Annotated in this window: 12 protein-coding genes; 6 read left to right on the plus strand and 6 right to left on the minus strand. The window is 70.7% G+C overall.

The features are described 5' to 3' along the window. Positions 1–2: 2 nt before the first annotated feature. A complete protein-coding gene (locus ACFQ7Q_RS03225; RefSeq protein WP_383549077.1) occupies positions 3–1,715 on the plus strand; it encodes a GAF domain-containing sensor histidine kinase in 1,713 nt (570 codons plus the stop codon). Here the strand turns inward: ACFQ7Q_RS03225 and ACFQ7Q_RS03230 are convergent. After that, a complete protein-coding gene (locus tag ACFQ7Q_RS03230) occupies positions 1,712–2,578 on the minus strand; it encodes a Cof-type HAD-IIB family hydrolase (protein WP_383549080.1) in 867 nt (288 codons plus the stop codon). The genes ACFQ7Q_RS03225 and ACFQ7Q_RS03230 overlap by 4 nt on opposite strands. Before the next feature lie 138 nt (positions 2,579–2,716). On the opposite strand from ACFQ7Q_RS03230, the gene ACFQ7Q_RS03235 reads away from it, so the two are divergent. Next, complete coding sequence (locus ACFQ7Q_RS03235; RefSeq protein ID WP_383549083.1) at positions 2,717–3,619, plus strand: LLM class flavin-dependent oxidoreductase; 903 nt, start codon at positions 2,717–2,719, stop codon at positions 3,617–3,619. A 30-nt stretch (positions 3,620–3,649) separates the two neighbouring features. On the opposite strand, the gene ACFQ7Q_RS03240 is transcribed toward ACFQ7Q_RS03235, so the two are convergent. The 5 genes from ACFQ7Q_RS03240 to ACFQ7Q_RS03260 all read right to left on the minus strand — a co-directional run bounded on the left by ACFQ7Q_RS03240 (position 3,650) and on the right by ACFQ7Q_RS03260 (position 8,614). Beyond that, complete coding sequence (locus tag ACFQ7Q_RS03240) at positions 3,650–4,102, minus strand: hypothetical protein (RefSeq protein ID WP_383549086.1); 453 nt, start codon at positions 4,100–4,102, stop codon at positions 3,650–3,652. Positions 4,103–4,157: 55 nt separating this feature from the next. Beyond that, the gene (locus ACFQ7Q_RS03245) at positions 4,158–4,736 is read right to left on the minus strand and encodes an RNA 2'-phosphotransferase (RefSeq protein ID WP_383549088.1); all 579 of its coding nucleotides are present in this window, start codon (positions 4,734–4,736) and stop codon (positions 4,158–4,160) included. Positions 4,737–4,877: 141 nt separating this feature from the next. Beyond that, positions 4,878–5,813, minus strand: a complete 936-nt coding sequence (locus tag ACFQ7Q_RS03250; protein ID WP_383549135.1) for a MerR family transcriptional regulator — start codon at positions 5,811–5,813, stop codon at positions 4,878–4,880. A gap of 177 nt (positions 5,814–5,990) precedes the next feature. Further along, positions 5,991–7,769 carry an SDR family oxidoreductase gene (locus ACFQ7Q_RS03255; RefSeq protein ID WP_383549091.1) on the minus strand — a complete coding sequence of 593 codons (1,779 nt, stop codon included), beginning with the start codon at positions 7,767–7,769 and terminating at the stop codon, positions 5,991–5,993. Further along, positions 7,769–8,614 carry a M24 family metallopeptidase gene (locus ACFQ7Q_RS03260; RefSeq protein WP_383549093.1) on the minus strand — a complete coding sequence of 282 codons (846 nt, stop codon included), beginning with the start codon at positions 8,612–8,614 and terminating at the stop codon, positions 7,769–7,771. Before ACFQ7Q_RS03260 ends, ACFQ7Q_RS03255 begins: the two co-directional genes overlap by 1 nt. 247 nt (positions 8,615–8,861) lie before the next feature. Here ACFQ7Q_RS03260 and ACFQ7Q_RS03265 point away from each other — a divergent pair, with 247 nt between their 5' ends. The 4 genes from ACFQ7Q_RS03265 to ACFQ7Q_RS03280 are packed head-to-tail and all read left to right on the plus strand — an operon-like array spanning position 8,862 to position 12,412. Then, complete coding sequence (locus ACFQ7Q_RS03265) at positions 8,862–9,824, plus strand: ABC transporter ATP-binding protein (RefSeq protein ID WP_383549138.1); 963 nt, start codon at positions 8,862–8,864, stop codon at positions 9,822–9,824. Continuing rightward, positions 9,821–10,717 carry an ABC transporter permease gene (locus ACFQ7Q_RS03270; protein ID WP_383549096.1) on the plus strand — a complete coding sequence of 299 codons (897 nt, stop codon included), beginning with the start codon at positions 9,821–9,823 and terminating at the stop codon, positions 10,715–10,717. The genes ACFQ7Q_RS03265 and ACFQ7Q_RS03270 overlap by 4 nt, the downstream gene beginning before the upstream one ends. Before the next feature lie 49 nt (positions 10,718–10,766). Beyond that, complete coding sequence (locus ACFQ7Q_RS03275) at positions 10,767–11,678, plus strand: ABC transporter ATP-binding protein (RefSeq protein ID WP_383549099.1); 912 nt, start codon at positions 10,767–10,769, stop codon at positions 11,676–11,678. Between the two features lie 14 nt (positions 11,679–11,692). After that, entirely contained in the window at positions 11,693–12,412 is a 720-nt protein-coding gene (locus ACFQ7Q_RS03280; protein ID WP_383549102.1) for an ABC transporter permease, read from the plus strand. Positions 12,413–12,456 lie beyond the last annotated feature (44 nt).

Below are 12,456 nucleotides of genomic sequence, written 5' to 3' on the forward strand. Positions count from 1 at the left end.
CCATGACCGCCGCCGTGCCTGATGTCCCGGACCCCCTGGAAGCCGCCACCCAGGCCACCCGCAGCCTCCAGGGTCTGTCGACCGAGCTCACGGCACGGGTGCCGCAGCTCCTCGAGGCGATGCGCTCGGTCGGGACCGGGCTCGAACTGCACTCGACGCTCGACCGGATCTGCGAGACCGCGGCCGAACTCGCCGACGCCCGCTACGCAGCGATCGGTGTCGTCGACGAGGAGGGCGAGGGGCTCTCGGACTTCGTCACCTTCGGCGTCGACGGGGAGGTCGCCCGCCGGATCGGGCGCCGCCCGGACGGGCACGCGGGGCTGCTCGGCGCGCTGATCCGCGAGCCCGCGAGCATTCGGCTGACGGATCTGTCCAAGGACCCGCGCGCCGCGGGGTTCCCGCCGGGGCACCCTCCGATGCGGACCTTCCTCGGGGTTCCGATCCGGGTCCAGGGGGAGATCTTCGGCAACCTCTACCTCGCCGAGAAGAACGGCGGCGGCGAGTTCAACGACTACGACTTCCACATGGTCCGGGTCCTCGCCACCGAGGCCGGGATCGCCATCGGCAACGCCCGCCTCTACGAGGCCGCGCGGCAGCGCGAGCGCTGGATCGACGGCTCGGTCGCGGTCACCACCGCCCTGCTCTCCGGCGGCGACGCGGACGACGCCCTCGCGGTGGTCGCCGAACAGGCCCGCAGGCTCGCCGACGCGGCCGCCGGGATCGTGCTGCTGCCCGCCGAGGACGGCGGCCTGGAGATCGTCGCCGTCTCCGCCGACCGGCCGAGCAGTTCGCTGGGTGTGGTGATCCCGCCGGAGAGCGCCGTGGTGGAGCAGCTGCTGGGCGGCGACGCGGTCTTCGTGGACGACGCCTCAGGGGATCCGCGCATGATCAGCCGTCTGGCGTCCCAGTACGGACCGAGCATGTTGCTGCCTCTGCACAGCGGCGGCAAGGTGCTGGGCGCGCTCGCCATGCCCCGGATACGGGGTGGCCGGCCCTTCACCGAGGCGGAGCGAACGCTGGCCACGCAGTTCGCCTCCCAGGCGGCGCTCGCGCTGATGATGGCCGACGCGCAGCGTGACCGGGAGCGGCTGGCCGTCTACGAGGACCGTGACCGGATCGCCCGTGACCTGCACGACCTCGTCATCCAGCGGCTGTTCGCCACCGGGATGATGCTGGAGAGCGCCCAGCGCAAGTCGATCGTGCCCGCGGTGCGCGAGGGCGTCGGCAAGGCCGTGGACGAGCTGGACGTGACGATCCAGGAGATCCGTACCGCGATCTTCGCGCTGCAGCAGGGGCCCGCAGAGGCGCCGTCCGGGCTGCGCACCCGTGTGCTGCGGGAGATCAACATGGCGGCCGTGCCGCTGGGCTTCAAGCCCGCGCACCGGTTCCTGGGCGCGATCGATTCGACGGTCGGCGATCTCGCCGGCAAGAACCTCATCGCCGCCCTGCGCGAGGCGCTCTCCAACGCCTTCCGGCACTCGGAGGCCACCCGGATCGAGGTCGTCGTCGACGCGGGCGCCGAACTCCCCGACGGCGCCGCCGGCGTTCGGCTCTCGGTCGCGGACGACGGCGTCGGCATCCCGGAGGGCGGCCGGCGCAGCGGACTGCGCAACCTGGCGCGGCGCGCGGAGTCGCTGGGCGGGTCGAGCTGGTGCGGTCCGGGGATCGGGGAGGACGGCGCGGGTACGACGGTGGTGTGGCAGGCCCCGCTCTAGACCTGCGGGTCGTCGAGGGTGCCGGCGAGGATCCGTTCGATGACGACGGCCACGCCGTCCTCGTTGTTGGCGACGGTACGGCCGGAGGCGGCGGCGATCACGTCCGGGTGGGCGTTGCCCATGGCGTACGAGCGGCCGGCCCAGCTGAGCATCTCGATGTCGTTCGGCATGTCGCCGAAGGCGACGACCTCGTCGGCGGAGATGCCGCGCTCGGCGCAGCAGAGGGCCAGGGTGGACGCCTTGGAGATGCCGAGGCCGCTGACCTCCAGGAGCGCGGTGGGGCTGGAGCGGGTGAACGAGGCCAGCTCGCCGGCGGCCGCGCGGGCGGTCGCCAGGAAGGCGTCGGGGTCGAGCTCCGGGTGCTGCGCGAGCAGCTTGAGCACCGGGGCCGCGGCGCCGGGCTCCTCCTCGAAGAGGAGCTTCTCTGCGATCGCGACGGTCGCGCCCGGGTCGAGGAAGAAGGGCGGGTACAGCGGCTCGTAGTGGATGCCGGTGGTGAGCTCGACGGCGAACGAGGTGCCCGGGGCGGCGGCGCGCAGCGTGGTCACGACGTCGAGCGCGACGCTCCGCTCCAGCGACCGCACCTTCAGGAACGTGCCGCCCGCATGCAGATCGACGACGGCCGCACCGTTGGCGCAGATGGCGAGTCCGTGCCCGTGGACATGGTCGCTGACGACATCCATCCACCGGGCCGGCCGCCCGGTGACGAAGAAGACCTCGATCCCGGCCCGCTCGGCGGCGGCGAGCGCCGCGACCGTCCGCTCCGAGAGGGACTTGTCGTCACGCAGCAGGGTGCCGTCGAGGTCGGTGGCGATCAGTCGGGGGGCCGGGGCGGCAGGGCGCGGGGAGTGGGGTGAGGTCACCGATCCATTCTTCCGCACCGCGTGCACGGGCGTGCGAGGGGGCGCACATCTGAGAGGGCTGTTTCGGCGCCGACGATCCGGCGATGTGCGTCCCGGTGTGGTGGGAGGGGGTGGCGGGGCGGTCGTAGGCTCGTGGGTATGACCTTGCGCCTGAGCACCGTGATCCTTCCCGTCCACCGCTGGCACGAGGGTGGTCGTGACCGTTGGCAGCGAGCCGAGGAGCTGGGCTTTCATGCTGCGTACACCTATGACCACCTGTCCTGGCGGACCTTCCGTGACGGGCCCTGGTTCGGTGCGCTGCCTACGCTCACGGCGGCCGCGACGGCCACCGAGCGGCTGCGTCTGGGCACCCTGGTGACGTCGCCGAACTTCCGGCACCCGGTGACGCTCGCCAAGGAACTGATCTCCCTGGACGACATCTCGGGCGGCCGGATCACGCTCGGCATCGGCGCGGGCGGCAACGGCTTCGACGCCACCGCGCTCGGCCAGGAGGCGTGGTCGCCCAAGGAGCGGGCGGACCGGTTCGGCGAGTTCCTGCCGCTGCTCGACCGGCTGCTCACCGAGGGCGCCGTCTCGCAGCAGGGCAGCTTCTACTCGGCCGAGGAGGCCCGGAACATCCCCGGCTGTGTGCAGAGCCCGCGGCTGCCCTTCGCCGTCGCCGCGACCGGGCCGCGCGGGCTGAAGCTCGCCGCGCGCCACGGGCAGGCGTGGGTGACGACCGGGGATCCGAAGCTGTACGAGGCGGGCACGCCGGAGCAGTCGGTCGAGGCCATCCGCGGCCAGGTCGAGAAGCTCGGCAAGGCATGCGCGGAGATCGGCCGGGACGTGGCCGAGCTGGACAAGGTGCTGCTCACCGGGTTCACCCCGGACCGGAGCCGTCCGCTGGAGTCCGTGGACGCCTTCGTGGACTTCGCGGGCACCCACCGGGACCTCGGCTTCACCGAGATCGTGATCCACTGGCCGATTCCCGACTCCGACTTCGCCGCCGATCAGGCCGTCTTCGAGAAGATCGCCACGGAGGCCGTCGCCCAGTTGGGCTGAACGCGACCGAACCGGCCGGCGGCGCGGGGTTCAGTGGGCTTTTCGGCTCATCCACGGGCTGAGCGTGCCCTGCAGGACGAGCTCCTTGTACGTCTCGTCGCCGGGGAGCGGGACGACCAGCCACCAGCCCGGCGGGAAGAACCTGCCCTTCACATGGGCGAGCCCGCCGTGGACGGAGCGCAGGAACGCGGGGACGGAGTCACGGGGGATGTCCTCGAACTCCACGCCGTCGACGGTGATCTTCGCGTCGTCCTCGGCGAAGAGCTGGACGGTGACCGCGGGCGAGCCGCCGAGTTCGACGAAGGCCTCGTGCGGGAGGGAACCGTCCGGATCGAGGACGGTGAAGACACCGGCGGAGGTGCGGCGGGAGATCTGGTCCGCACCGATGTCGTCGGTGACGGTCATCTCCAGGCCGTACTCGCGGGCGATCTCACGGATCGCCGCCACGGCCGACTCGGTGGTGGGCAGAGGTGGGTGTCCCATGGGAACGATCATCCCCCAGCGCCCCGGCGAGTGCCTCGGCCGTGAGGCCGAGATGTCAGCCGGGGAAGCGGAGGAACTTCGGCGGGACGGTGTCGGTCAGCCAGACCCCGTTGGCGCTGACGTGGAAGACGTACCCCGCCCGGTGCATCGCACCGGCGTCCACGCTGAGCACCACCGGACGGCCACGACGTGCGCCGACCCGGGTCGCGGTCTCGCGGTCGGGGGAGAGATGGACATGGTGACGGGCCATCGGCCGCAGGCCCTCGGCCCGGATGGCGTCCAGGTGGGAGGCGACCGTACCGTGATAGAGGTACGCGGGCGGTTCGGCGGGCGGAAGGTCCAGGTCCACGGTGACGGTGTGGCCCTGGCTGGCCCGGATCCGCGTTCCTTCGATCGCGAAGCGCTTCTTGTCGTTGGCGGCGACGACATGGTCCAGCTCGGCGCGGCTGATCGGGAAGCCGTGCTCGGCAGCCGCTCGCAGGAGGGTGTCGATCTCGGTCCAGCCGTTCGCGTCGAGGACCAGTCCGATCCGCTCGGGCTGATGGCGCAGGTGTTTCGAGAGGTACTTCGACACCTTCACGGTGCGTCGTTCGTCGCCGGATCGGTCGTGGGCTCTTTCGCCGGATCTGTTCATGGCGCCAGGATGCCGGAGGGCCGCGCGGCGGACCATTGAATTGCAGCACGGATGTTTGATCCACAGCCAAGTGGAGTTATCCACAAGGGAATTGGTGATTCTGTGGACAACGGCCTTCCCTTTCCAGGGTGATTGAGCTATTCACCCCTCACTCGCGGGATTTGAGGAGAGTGCGTCCAATGTCCTTGTCTGTACCTCGCGTTCCGCGGCCGCCGCGATGAACGCGGAAACGTTCTCCGCGCCAACGAGCCGCTGAACGGCCCGAATCGTCCCGGCCGGCAGGGCCACCGGACGCGGCTCTTCGTCCCGAACCGGAGGAGGGTCGGCCGACAGATGGTGCTGCAGATGACGGGTGGCGAACAGCCGCATCGCACGCGCGAGTTCGGCGTCGACCGTCTGCTGGGCGAGCGGCCGGAGCCTGCGGACCATCGTCGCCGCCTCGGCAGCGTCGGCGTCCGTCGGAGGACGATGCTCCAGATAGCGCGCGAAGACGTGCTCGGTGGTGAACTCCAGGAAGCGCGAGGCGATGTGCTCGACCTGGACGCGAAGTTCCCGCAGATGACCGGAGATTGCCGTGAGCGGAACGCCGGCCTCGTACAACTCGGCCGCCACTGCCAGCTCTTGGGGGCTCGGAACCAGGAATTCGTCGTCCCGGTCCGGGACCCGCTCCAGGACCCCGAGCTCGATCGCCTCTCGGATCGCGTCCTCGTCGGGCTTGCCGCCGAACGTGGCGTCGAGGTCCTCCCGGGAGATCCGGTCGGCCTTCTCGTCCGTCCACGGACCGTCGACCTCGGCGACCAGACCCAGCACGCCGCCCAGCCCTCGGCCGGCGTCCCACGCCTCCAGCAGCTCCTTGATGGAGGCCAGGGTGTAGCCACGGTCCAGGAGATCGGCGATCTGCCGCAGCCGGGCCAGATGCGTGTCCCCGTACACATTGGACCTGCCCCGGCGCTCCGGCCGGGGCAGCAGGCCGCGGTCCTGGTAGGCGCGGATCGTCCGGACCGTGGCACCGCTGTGGTGGGCCAGATCCTCGATCCGGTACTCCGCCGGGGCCGGCCGGCCGGCCCCGGACGGCAGTCCGGTCCGACCCGACGGCCCGGTCCGACCCGACGGCCCGGTCCGACCCGACGGCCCGGTCCGACCCGACGGCCCGGTCCGACCCGACGGCCCGGGCTGCCCCGCCTGTGCTGACTGCTCCGACAAACCCGCTCCCACCCGCTTGCTCCGGCTACGAGGGATGGTACGACCGCCGGCTCAGGCCGGCGGCTCCAGCCGGGCTATCGCCCGCAGCGCCCGGGGGGCGAACCGGGCCATGAAATGGGCGCCGCGTGCCTCCGGGGTGACGGGAACGACGGCCTGGTTGCGCACCACCGCCCGCAGGATCGCGTCCGCGACCTTCTCCGGCGGATAGTTGCGCAGGCCGTAGAGGCGGGAAGCCTCCTTCTGGCGGCGCTTCTGCTCCTCCTCGCCGGCTCCTGCGAACCGGGCCGTCGCGGTGATGTTGGTGTTCACGATGCCGGGGCAGATCGCCGAGACCCCGATGCCCTGGCCGGCCAGTTCGGCGCGCAGGCACTCGCTCAGCATCAGCACCGCCGCCTTGGAGGTGCTGTACGCGGGCAGGGCGCGGGAGGGCTGGAAGGCCGCGGCGGAGGCGGTGTTGACGATGTGCCCGCCCTGGCCGCGCTCGGCCATCTGCCCGCCGAAGATCCGGCAGCCGTGGATGACGCCCCAGAGATTGACGTCGAGGACCTTCTTCCACTCCTCCGTCGTCGTCTCGAAGAACGAGCCGGAGAGGCCGATGCCGGCGTTGTTGACCAGGACGTCGACGATTCCGTACTCGCTCGCCACCTTCGCGGCGAGCTTCTCCATGGCCTGCTCGTCGCTGACGTCGACGGTCTCGCCCCAGGCTTCGGGTGCTCCGATCAGCCGTGACATCTCCGCCGTGCGCGCCGCGCCCTCCCCGTCCCGGTCGACGGCGACGACCCGTGCGCCCGCCTCGGCGAAGGCGAAGGCGGTGGCCCGGCCGATACCGCTGGCGGCGCCGGTCACCAGGACCAGCCGGCCGCCGAACCGCTCGGCGTGGACCGGGTCCGCCGGGCTCTCCGCGGCGGTCCGCGGGGCCTTGGTGGACGGATCCTCGTTCGCCCGGACGAACTCGCCGATCCACGACGCCAGCTGGTCGGGCCGGGTGCGCGGGATCCAGTGCTTGCCCGGCAGGGAGCGCCGGGTCAGATCCGGCACCCAGGTGGCGAGGTCGTCGTAGAGCCGCTCCGACAGGAAGGCGTCGCCGGTCGGAGTGATCAGCTGGACCGGCGCATGCGCGTAGGCGTCGGCGCGCGGACGGCTCAGCCGCGAACGGACGTTGTCCCGGTAGAGCCAGGCTCCGTGCGCCGCGTCATGGGGCAGTGAGGGTGTCGGATAGTCGCCCGCCGGGACCTTCTCGATCCGTTCGAGCAGCTTCGGCCACCGCTTGCCGAGCGGTCCGCGCCAGGCGAGCTCGGGCAGGACGGGGGTGTGGAGCATGTACACGTACCAGGACTTGGCGCCCTGGCCGAGGAGCTGGCCCACCCTGCGCGGGGTGGGCCGGGTCATCCGCTGCTTGATCCAGTGTCCGAAGTGGTCCAGGGACGGGCCCGACATCGAGGTGAAGGAGGCGATCCGGCCCTCGGTGCGCGGGACGGTCACGAACTCCCAGGACTGCACCGAGCCCCAGTCGTGCCCCACCAGGTGGACGGGCCGGTCCGGGCTGACCGCGTCGGCGACCGCCAGGAAGTCGTCCGTCAGCTTCTCCAGGGTGAACCCGCCGCGCAGCGGGGCGGGCGCGGTGGACCGGCCGTGGCCGCGGATGTCGTACAGCACCACGTGGAACCGCTCGGAGAGCCGGTGCGCGACCTCCGACCAGACCTCCTTGGAGTCCGGATAGCCGTGCACGAGCAGCACGGTCGGCCGGCTCTCGTCGCCCAGTTCGGCGACGCACAGCTCGATCCCGCCCGTACGGACCCAACGCTCACGCGCCCCCTGCAGCACGGCCATCACACGTCCCTCTCGTTCCAGCGCCGCACGTGCGGCAGATCGTCGTCCAGCCAGAACGCGCTCTGCTCGGGGTCCTTGGAGTCGGTGACGACCAGGATCTCCTCGAACTTCGCGCCCGTACCCCGGAAGCCGAGGTGCGGCTCGACCGCCCACAGCCCCGGCCGGGGCGGATGGTCGGAGAACTTGTACGGCGACCAGAGCGGCGACCAGCCGTCGCGGTGGCCGTGGATCGCGTCGCTCGCGAGCCCCTTCAGCGACTGGGTGCCGAAGCCGAAGAGCGTGGGGGACCAGCGGCGCTCCCTCACCCGGTCGATCTTGTGCGCGATCACGCCGAAGGGATACGCGCGGTGCCGGTTGGCGTACCCCTGGCGGACCATGAGCCGGTCCACGTTCTCGTAGATCTCGCGCAGGGAGCGGCGCTCGCGCACCTCGCTCAGGATCAGCTCGCGGTGAGCCTTCAGGTCGGCGAGCAGCTTGTCGTGGAGCGGGTTGAGGCCGAGGCAGCCGGAGTACCCGATGTCCGAGGTGTAGCCCTTGTACACCGGGGCCATGTCGAGGATGAACGGCATCCCGGCCTCAAGACGCCGGTTCGTGGGGAAGAACTGGAGCGGGATCTTGAAGTCGACGAACGCCGTGCGGTCGCCGAACCAGGCGAAGGGCCGGTGGAACCAGTCACGCACACCCCGCTCGTACAGCCAGTCCCGCTGCATCTTCGCGGCCTCGCGCTCGGTCACCCCCGGCTTGAGCTGGGCCGCGACGGCTTCCGCGCACTCGTAGGAGAGGCGCTGCACTTCCCTGAACCCCCGCAGCTCCGCGGTCAGTTCGCTTGTCACTGCTGAGGTCATGCCACCTGCCCGTCCGTGAGCGTATGCGTGCGCTACGCGGTCGTAACTTGACACTGATGAATGTGACAATGCTCGGAGGCTGCGTCAAGGGGTGTGCAGGACGCCTGTGGAAAACCCGGCGCCGGCGGGCGGCGAGCGACTTTGGTCTCGACTCCCCTACGGGTCCGTACACCTGGAGTCGGACAAGGAACGAGCCGTTGGGCTGACGACGGCTGTGGTGTACGCCACTACCGTCTATGGCGTGACTGTGATCGCCACCGAAAGCCTCAGCAAGCGGTTCCCCCGGGTGACCGCTCTCGACCGGCTCTCCCTGGACATCGGGCCCGGTGTGACCGGACTGGTGGGTGCCAACGGAGCCGGCAAGTCCACGATGATCAAAATCCTGCTCGGACTGTCCCCCGCAACGGAAGGCCGCGCCGAAGTGCTCGGCCTGGACGTCGCCACCTCCGGCGCCCAGATCCGTGAGCGCGTGGGGTACATGCCCGAGCACGACTGCCTCCCACCGGACGTCTCGGCGACCGAGCTCGTCGTCCACATGGCGCGGATGTCGGGCCTGCCCGCCACCGCCGCCCGTGAGCGGACGGCCGACACCCTGCGCCATGTCGGCCTGTACGAGGAGCGGTACCGCCCCATCGGCGGCTACTCGACCGGTATGAAGCAGCGGGTGAAGCTGGCCCAGGCGCTGGTCCACGACCCGCAGCTGGTTCTCCTCGACGAGCCCACCAACGGCCTCGACCCGGTGGGCCGCGACGAGATGCTCGGCCTGATCCGGAGGGTCTGGACGGACTTCGGCATCTCGGTGCTCGTCACCTCCCACCTCCTCGGCGAGCTCGAGCGCACCTGCGACCACGTCGTCGTCATCGACGGCGGCCGCCTGCTGCGCTCCAGCTCCACCAGCGACTTCACGCAGATCACCACGACCCTCGCGGTCGAGGTCACCGACTCCGACACCCACCCCGACGGTTCCCAGGCCGTGCGCGCCGCGCTCGCCGCCGCGGGTGTCACCCTCCACGAGGGTGTCGAGGACGGGCTGCCCGGCGCCGGCCACATCCTCCTGGTGGAGGCCGAGGGCGAGGACACGTACGACCTCGTCCGCGACACCGTCGCCGACCTCGGCCTCGGACTCGTACGGATGGAGCAGCGGCGGCACCACATCGCCGAGGTCTTCCGCCCCGGCGCCCAGCAGCAGGAGGAGGTGCCGGCGCGATGAGCTCCCAGGCTCCCGAGACCACACAGATCCACAACATCGGCTACCGCAACTACGACGGGCCGCGCCTCGGACGCGCGTACGCGCGCCGCGCGCTGTTCTCGCAGTCGCTGCGCGGAGCGTACGGACTCGGCCGCAGCGCCAAGTCCAAGGTGCTGCCGATGATCCTCTTCGCCGTGATGTGCGTGCCGGCGCTGATCATCGTCGCGGTGGCCGTCGTCACCAAGGCGTCCAAGCTGCCGCTCGACTACACCGCCTACGCGATCTACCTCCAGCTCGTGATCTCCATCTACCTGGCGGCCCAGGCACCTCAGTCCGTCTCCCGCGACCTGAGGTTCCGCACGGTGCCCCTGTACTTCTCGCGCCCGATCGAACGGGTGGACTACGTCCTCGCCAAGTTCGGCGCGATGGCCTCGGCGCTCTTCATCCTCACCGCGGCGCCGCTGGTGATCCTCTTCGTCGGGGCGCTGCTCGCGAAGCTGGACTTCGCCGACCAGGCCAAGGGCTTCGGCCAGGGACTGCTCTCCGTGGCACTGCTCTCGCTCCTCTTCGGCGGCATCGGCCTGGTCATGGCCGCGCTCACCCCCCGCCGCGGCTTCGGCGTGGCCGCCGTCATCGCCGTCATGGTGATCTCCTACGGCGCGGTCTCCACGCTCCAGGGCATCGCCTACGGCACGGACAACCTCGACGCCATCAAGTGGATCGGCCTGTTCTCGCCGGTCACGCTCATCGGCGGGGTGCAGAGCGCCTTCCTCGGCGCCGACACCTCCTTCCCCGGAGGGGAAGGCGTGGGCCCGGGCGCCGGAGTCGGCGTCGTGTACCTGCTGGTCGTCCTCGCGCTCATCGCCGGCTCGTACGGAGTCCTGATGCGCCGCTACCGAAAGGTCGGGCTGTGATCGCGCTCCTGTCGCCCACCACCACCCTTCCCAAGAATGGGCTGCGCCCATGAGCACTCTTTCCATCGACCACGCCTCGCGCTGGTTCGGCAACGTCGTGGCCGTCAACGACGTCACCATGACCATCGGCCCCGGCGTCACGGGCCTCCTCGGCCCCAACGGCGCCGGGAAGTCCACGCTCATCAACATGATGGGCGGCTTCCTGGAGCCCTCCACGGGCGCCGTCACCCTGGACGGCGAGGCGATCTGGCGCAACGAGTCGGTCTACCGGCAGATCGGCGTCGTGCCCGAGCGGGAGGCGATGTACGACTTCCTCACCGGACGCGAGTTCGTCGTCGCCAACGCGGAGTTGCACGGTCTCGGCGCCAAGGAGGCGCAGCAGGCGCTCGCCACCGTCGAGATGGAGTACGCCCAGGACCGCAAGATCTCCACGTACAGCAAGGGCATGCGGCAGCGCGTGAAGATGGCGTCCGCCCTCGTCCACGACCCGTCCGTGCTCCTGCTCGACGAACCGTTCAACGGCATGGACCCGCGCCAGCGGATGCAGCTGATGGACCTGCTGCGCCGGATGGGCTCGGCGGGCCGCACGGTGCTCTTCTCCTCGCACATCCTGGAGGAGGTCGAGCAACTCGCCTCGCACATCGAGGTGATCGTGGCCGGACGCCACGCCGCCTCCGGCGACTTCCGCAAGATCCGCCGGCTGATGACGGACCGGCCGCACCGCTATCTCGTACGGTCAAGCGACGACCGGGCGCTCGCGGCCGCGCTGATCGCCGACCCGTCCACGGCGGGCATCGAGGTCGATCTCGCCGAAGGCGCCCTGCGCATCCAGGCGGTGGACTTCGGCCGCTTCACGGAGCTGCTGCCCCGGGTCGCCCGGGACCAGGGGATCCGGCTGCTGACGGTCTCGCCCTCGGACGAGTCCCTCGAATCGGTCTTCTCGTACCTCGTAGCGGCCTGAAAGGAGCCTGACCGATGTACAACCCCACAGTCGCCCGGCTCACCTACCGGGCCCTGCTCGGCCGCCGGCGGGCGCTGATCCTCTTCGCGCTGCCCGCACTCCTGCTCGTGATCGCCGCCGCGGTACGGGCGTTCAACGGCGCGGACGACCAGGTCGCCGCCGATGTCCTCGGCGGATTCGCGCTCGCCACGATGGTGCCGCTGATCGGTGTCATCGCGGGAACGGGAGCGATCGGCCCGGAGATCGACGACGGTTCGATCGTCTATCTGCTCTCCAAGCCGGTGAAGCGGCCCTCGATCATCTTCACCAAGCTGATCGTCGCGATCGCGGTGACGATGGTCTTCTCCGCGGTGCCGACCTTCATCGCGGGCATGATCCTCAACGGCAACGGCCAGCAGGTGGCGGTGGCGTACACCGTCGCGGCGCTGGTCGCCTCCATCGCGTACAGCGCGCTCTTCCTGCTGCTCGGTACGGTCAGCCGCCACGCGGTGGTCATCGGGCTGGTCTACGCGCTGGTCTGGGAGGCCCTGTTCGGCTCGCTGATCTCCGGGGCGAAGACCCTCAGCGTGCAGCAGTGGGCGCTCGCGGTCGCGCAGAAGGTGAGCGGCGAGGGCCTCGTCACCTCGGACGTCGGCCTGACGACGGCGGTGGCGCTGCTGATCGGCGTGACGGTCCTCGCGACCTGGTACGCGGGCCAGAAGCTGCGGACGCTGAAGCTGGCGGGCGAGGAGTAGAGGCGTTCAGGCGTAGAACCCGGGGCCGGGACCCGAGTCGGGTC

Source organism: Streptomyces sp. NPDC056527, from assembly GCF_042794475.1.
Classification (GTDB): Bacteria; Actinomycetota; Actinomycetes; order Streptomycetales; family Streptomycetaceae; genus Streptomyces.

Bases quoted from the DNA above. Each gene is read 5' to 3' on its own strand.
- ACFQ7Q_RS03225 (WP_383549077.1), top strand. From the start codon at position 3: ATGACCGCCGCCGTGCCTGATGTCCCGGACCCCCTGGAAGCCGCCACC.
- ACFQ7Q_RS03260 (WP_383549093.1), bottom strand. From the start codon at position 8,614: ATGACCTCAGCAGTGACAAGCGAACTGACCGCGGAGCTGCGGGGGTTC.
- ACFQ7Q_RS03275 (WP_383549099.1), top strand. From the start codon at position 10,767: ATGAGCACTCTTTCCATCGACCACGCCTCGCGCTGGTTCGGCAACGTC.
- ACFQ7Q_RS03255 (WP_383549091.1), bottom strand. From the start codon at position 7,769: ATGGCCGTGCTGCAGGGGGCGCGTGAGCGTTGGGTCCGTACGGGCGGG.
- ACFQ7Q_RS03240 (WP_383549086.1), bottom strand. From the start codon at position 4,102: ATGGGACACCCACCTCTGCCCACCACCGAGTCGGCCGTGGCGGCGATC.
- ACFQ7Q_RS03235 (WP_383549083.1), top strand. From the start codon at position 2,717: ATGACCTTGCGCCTGAGCACCGTGATCCTTCCCGTCCACCGCTGGCAC.
- ACFQ7Q_RS03245 (WP_383549088.1), bottom strand. From the start codon at position 4,736: ATGAACAGATCCGGCGAAAGAGCCCACGACCGATCCGGCGACGAACGA.
- ACFQ7Q_RS03270 (WP_383549096.1), top strand. From the start codon at position 9,821: ATGAGCTCCCAGGCTCCCGAGACCACACAGATCCACAACATCGGCTAC.
- ACFQ7Q_RS03280 (WP_383549102.1), top strand. From the start codon at position 11,693: ATGTACAACCCCACAGTCGCCCGGCTCACCTACCGGGCCCTGCTCGGC.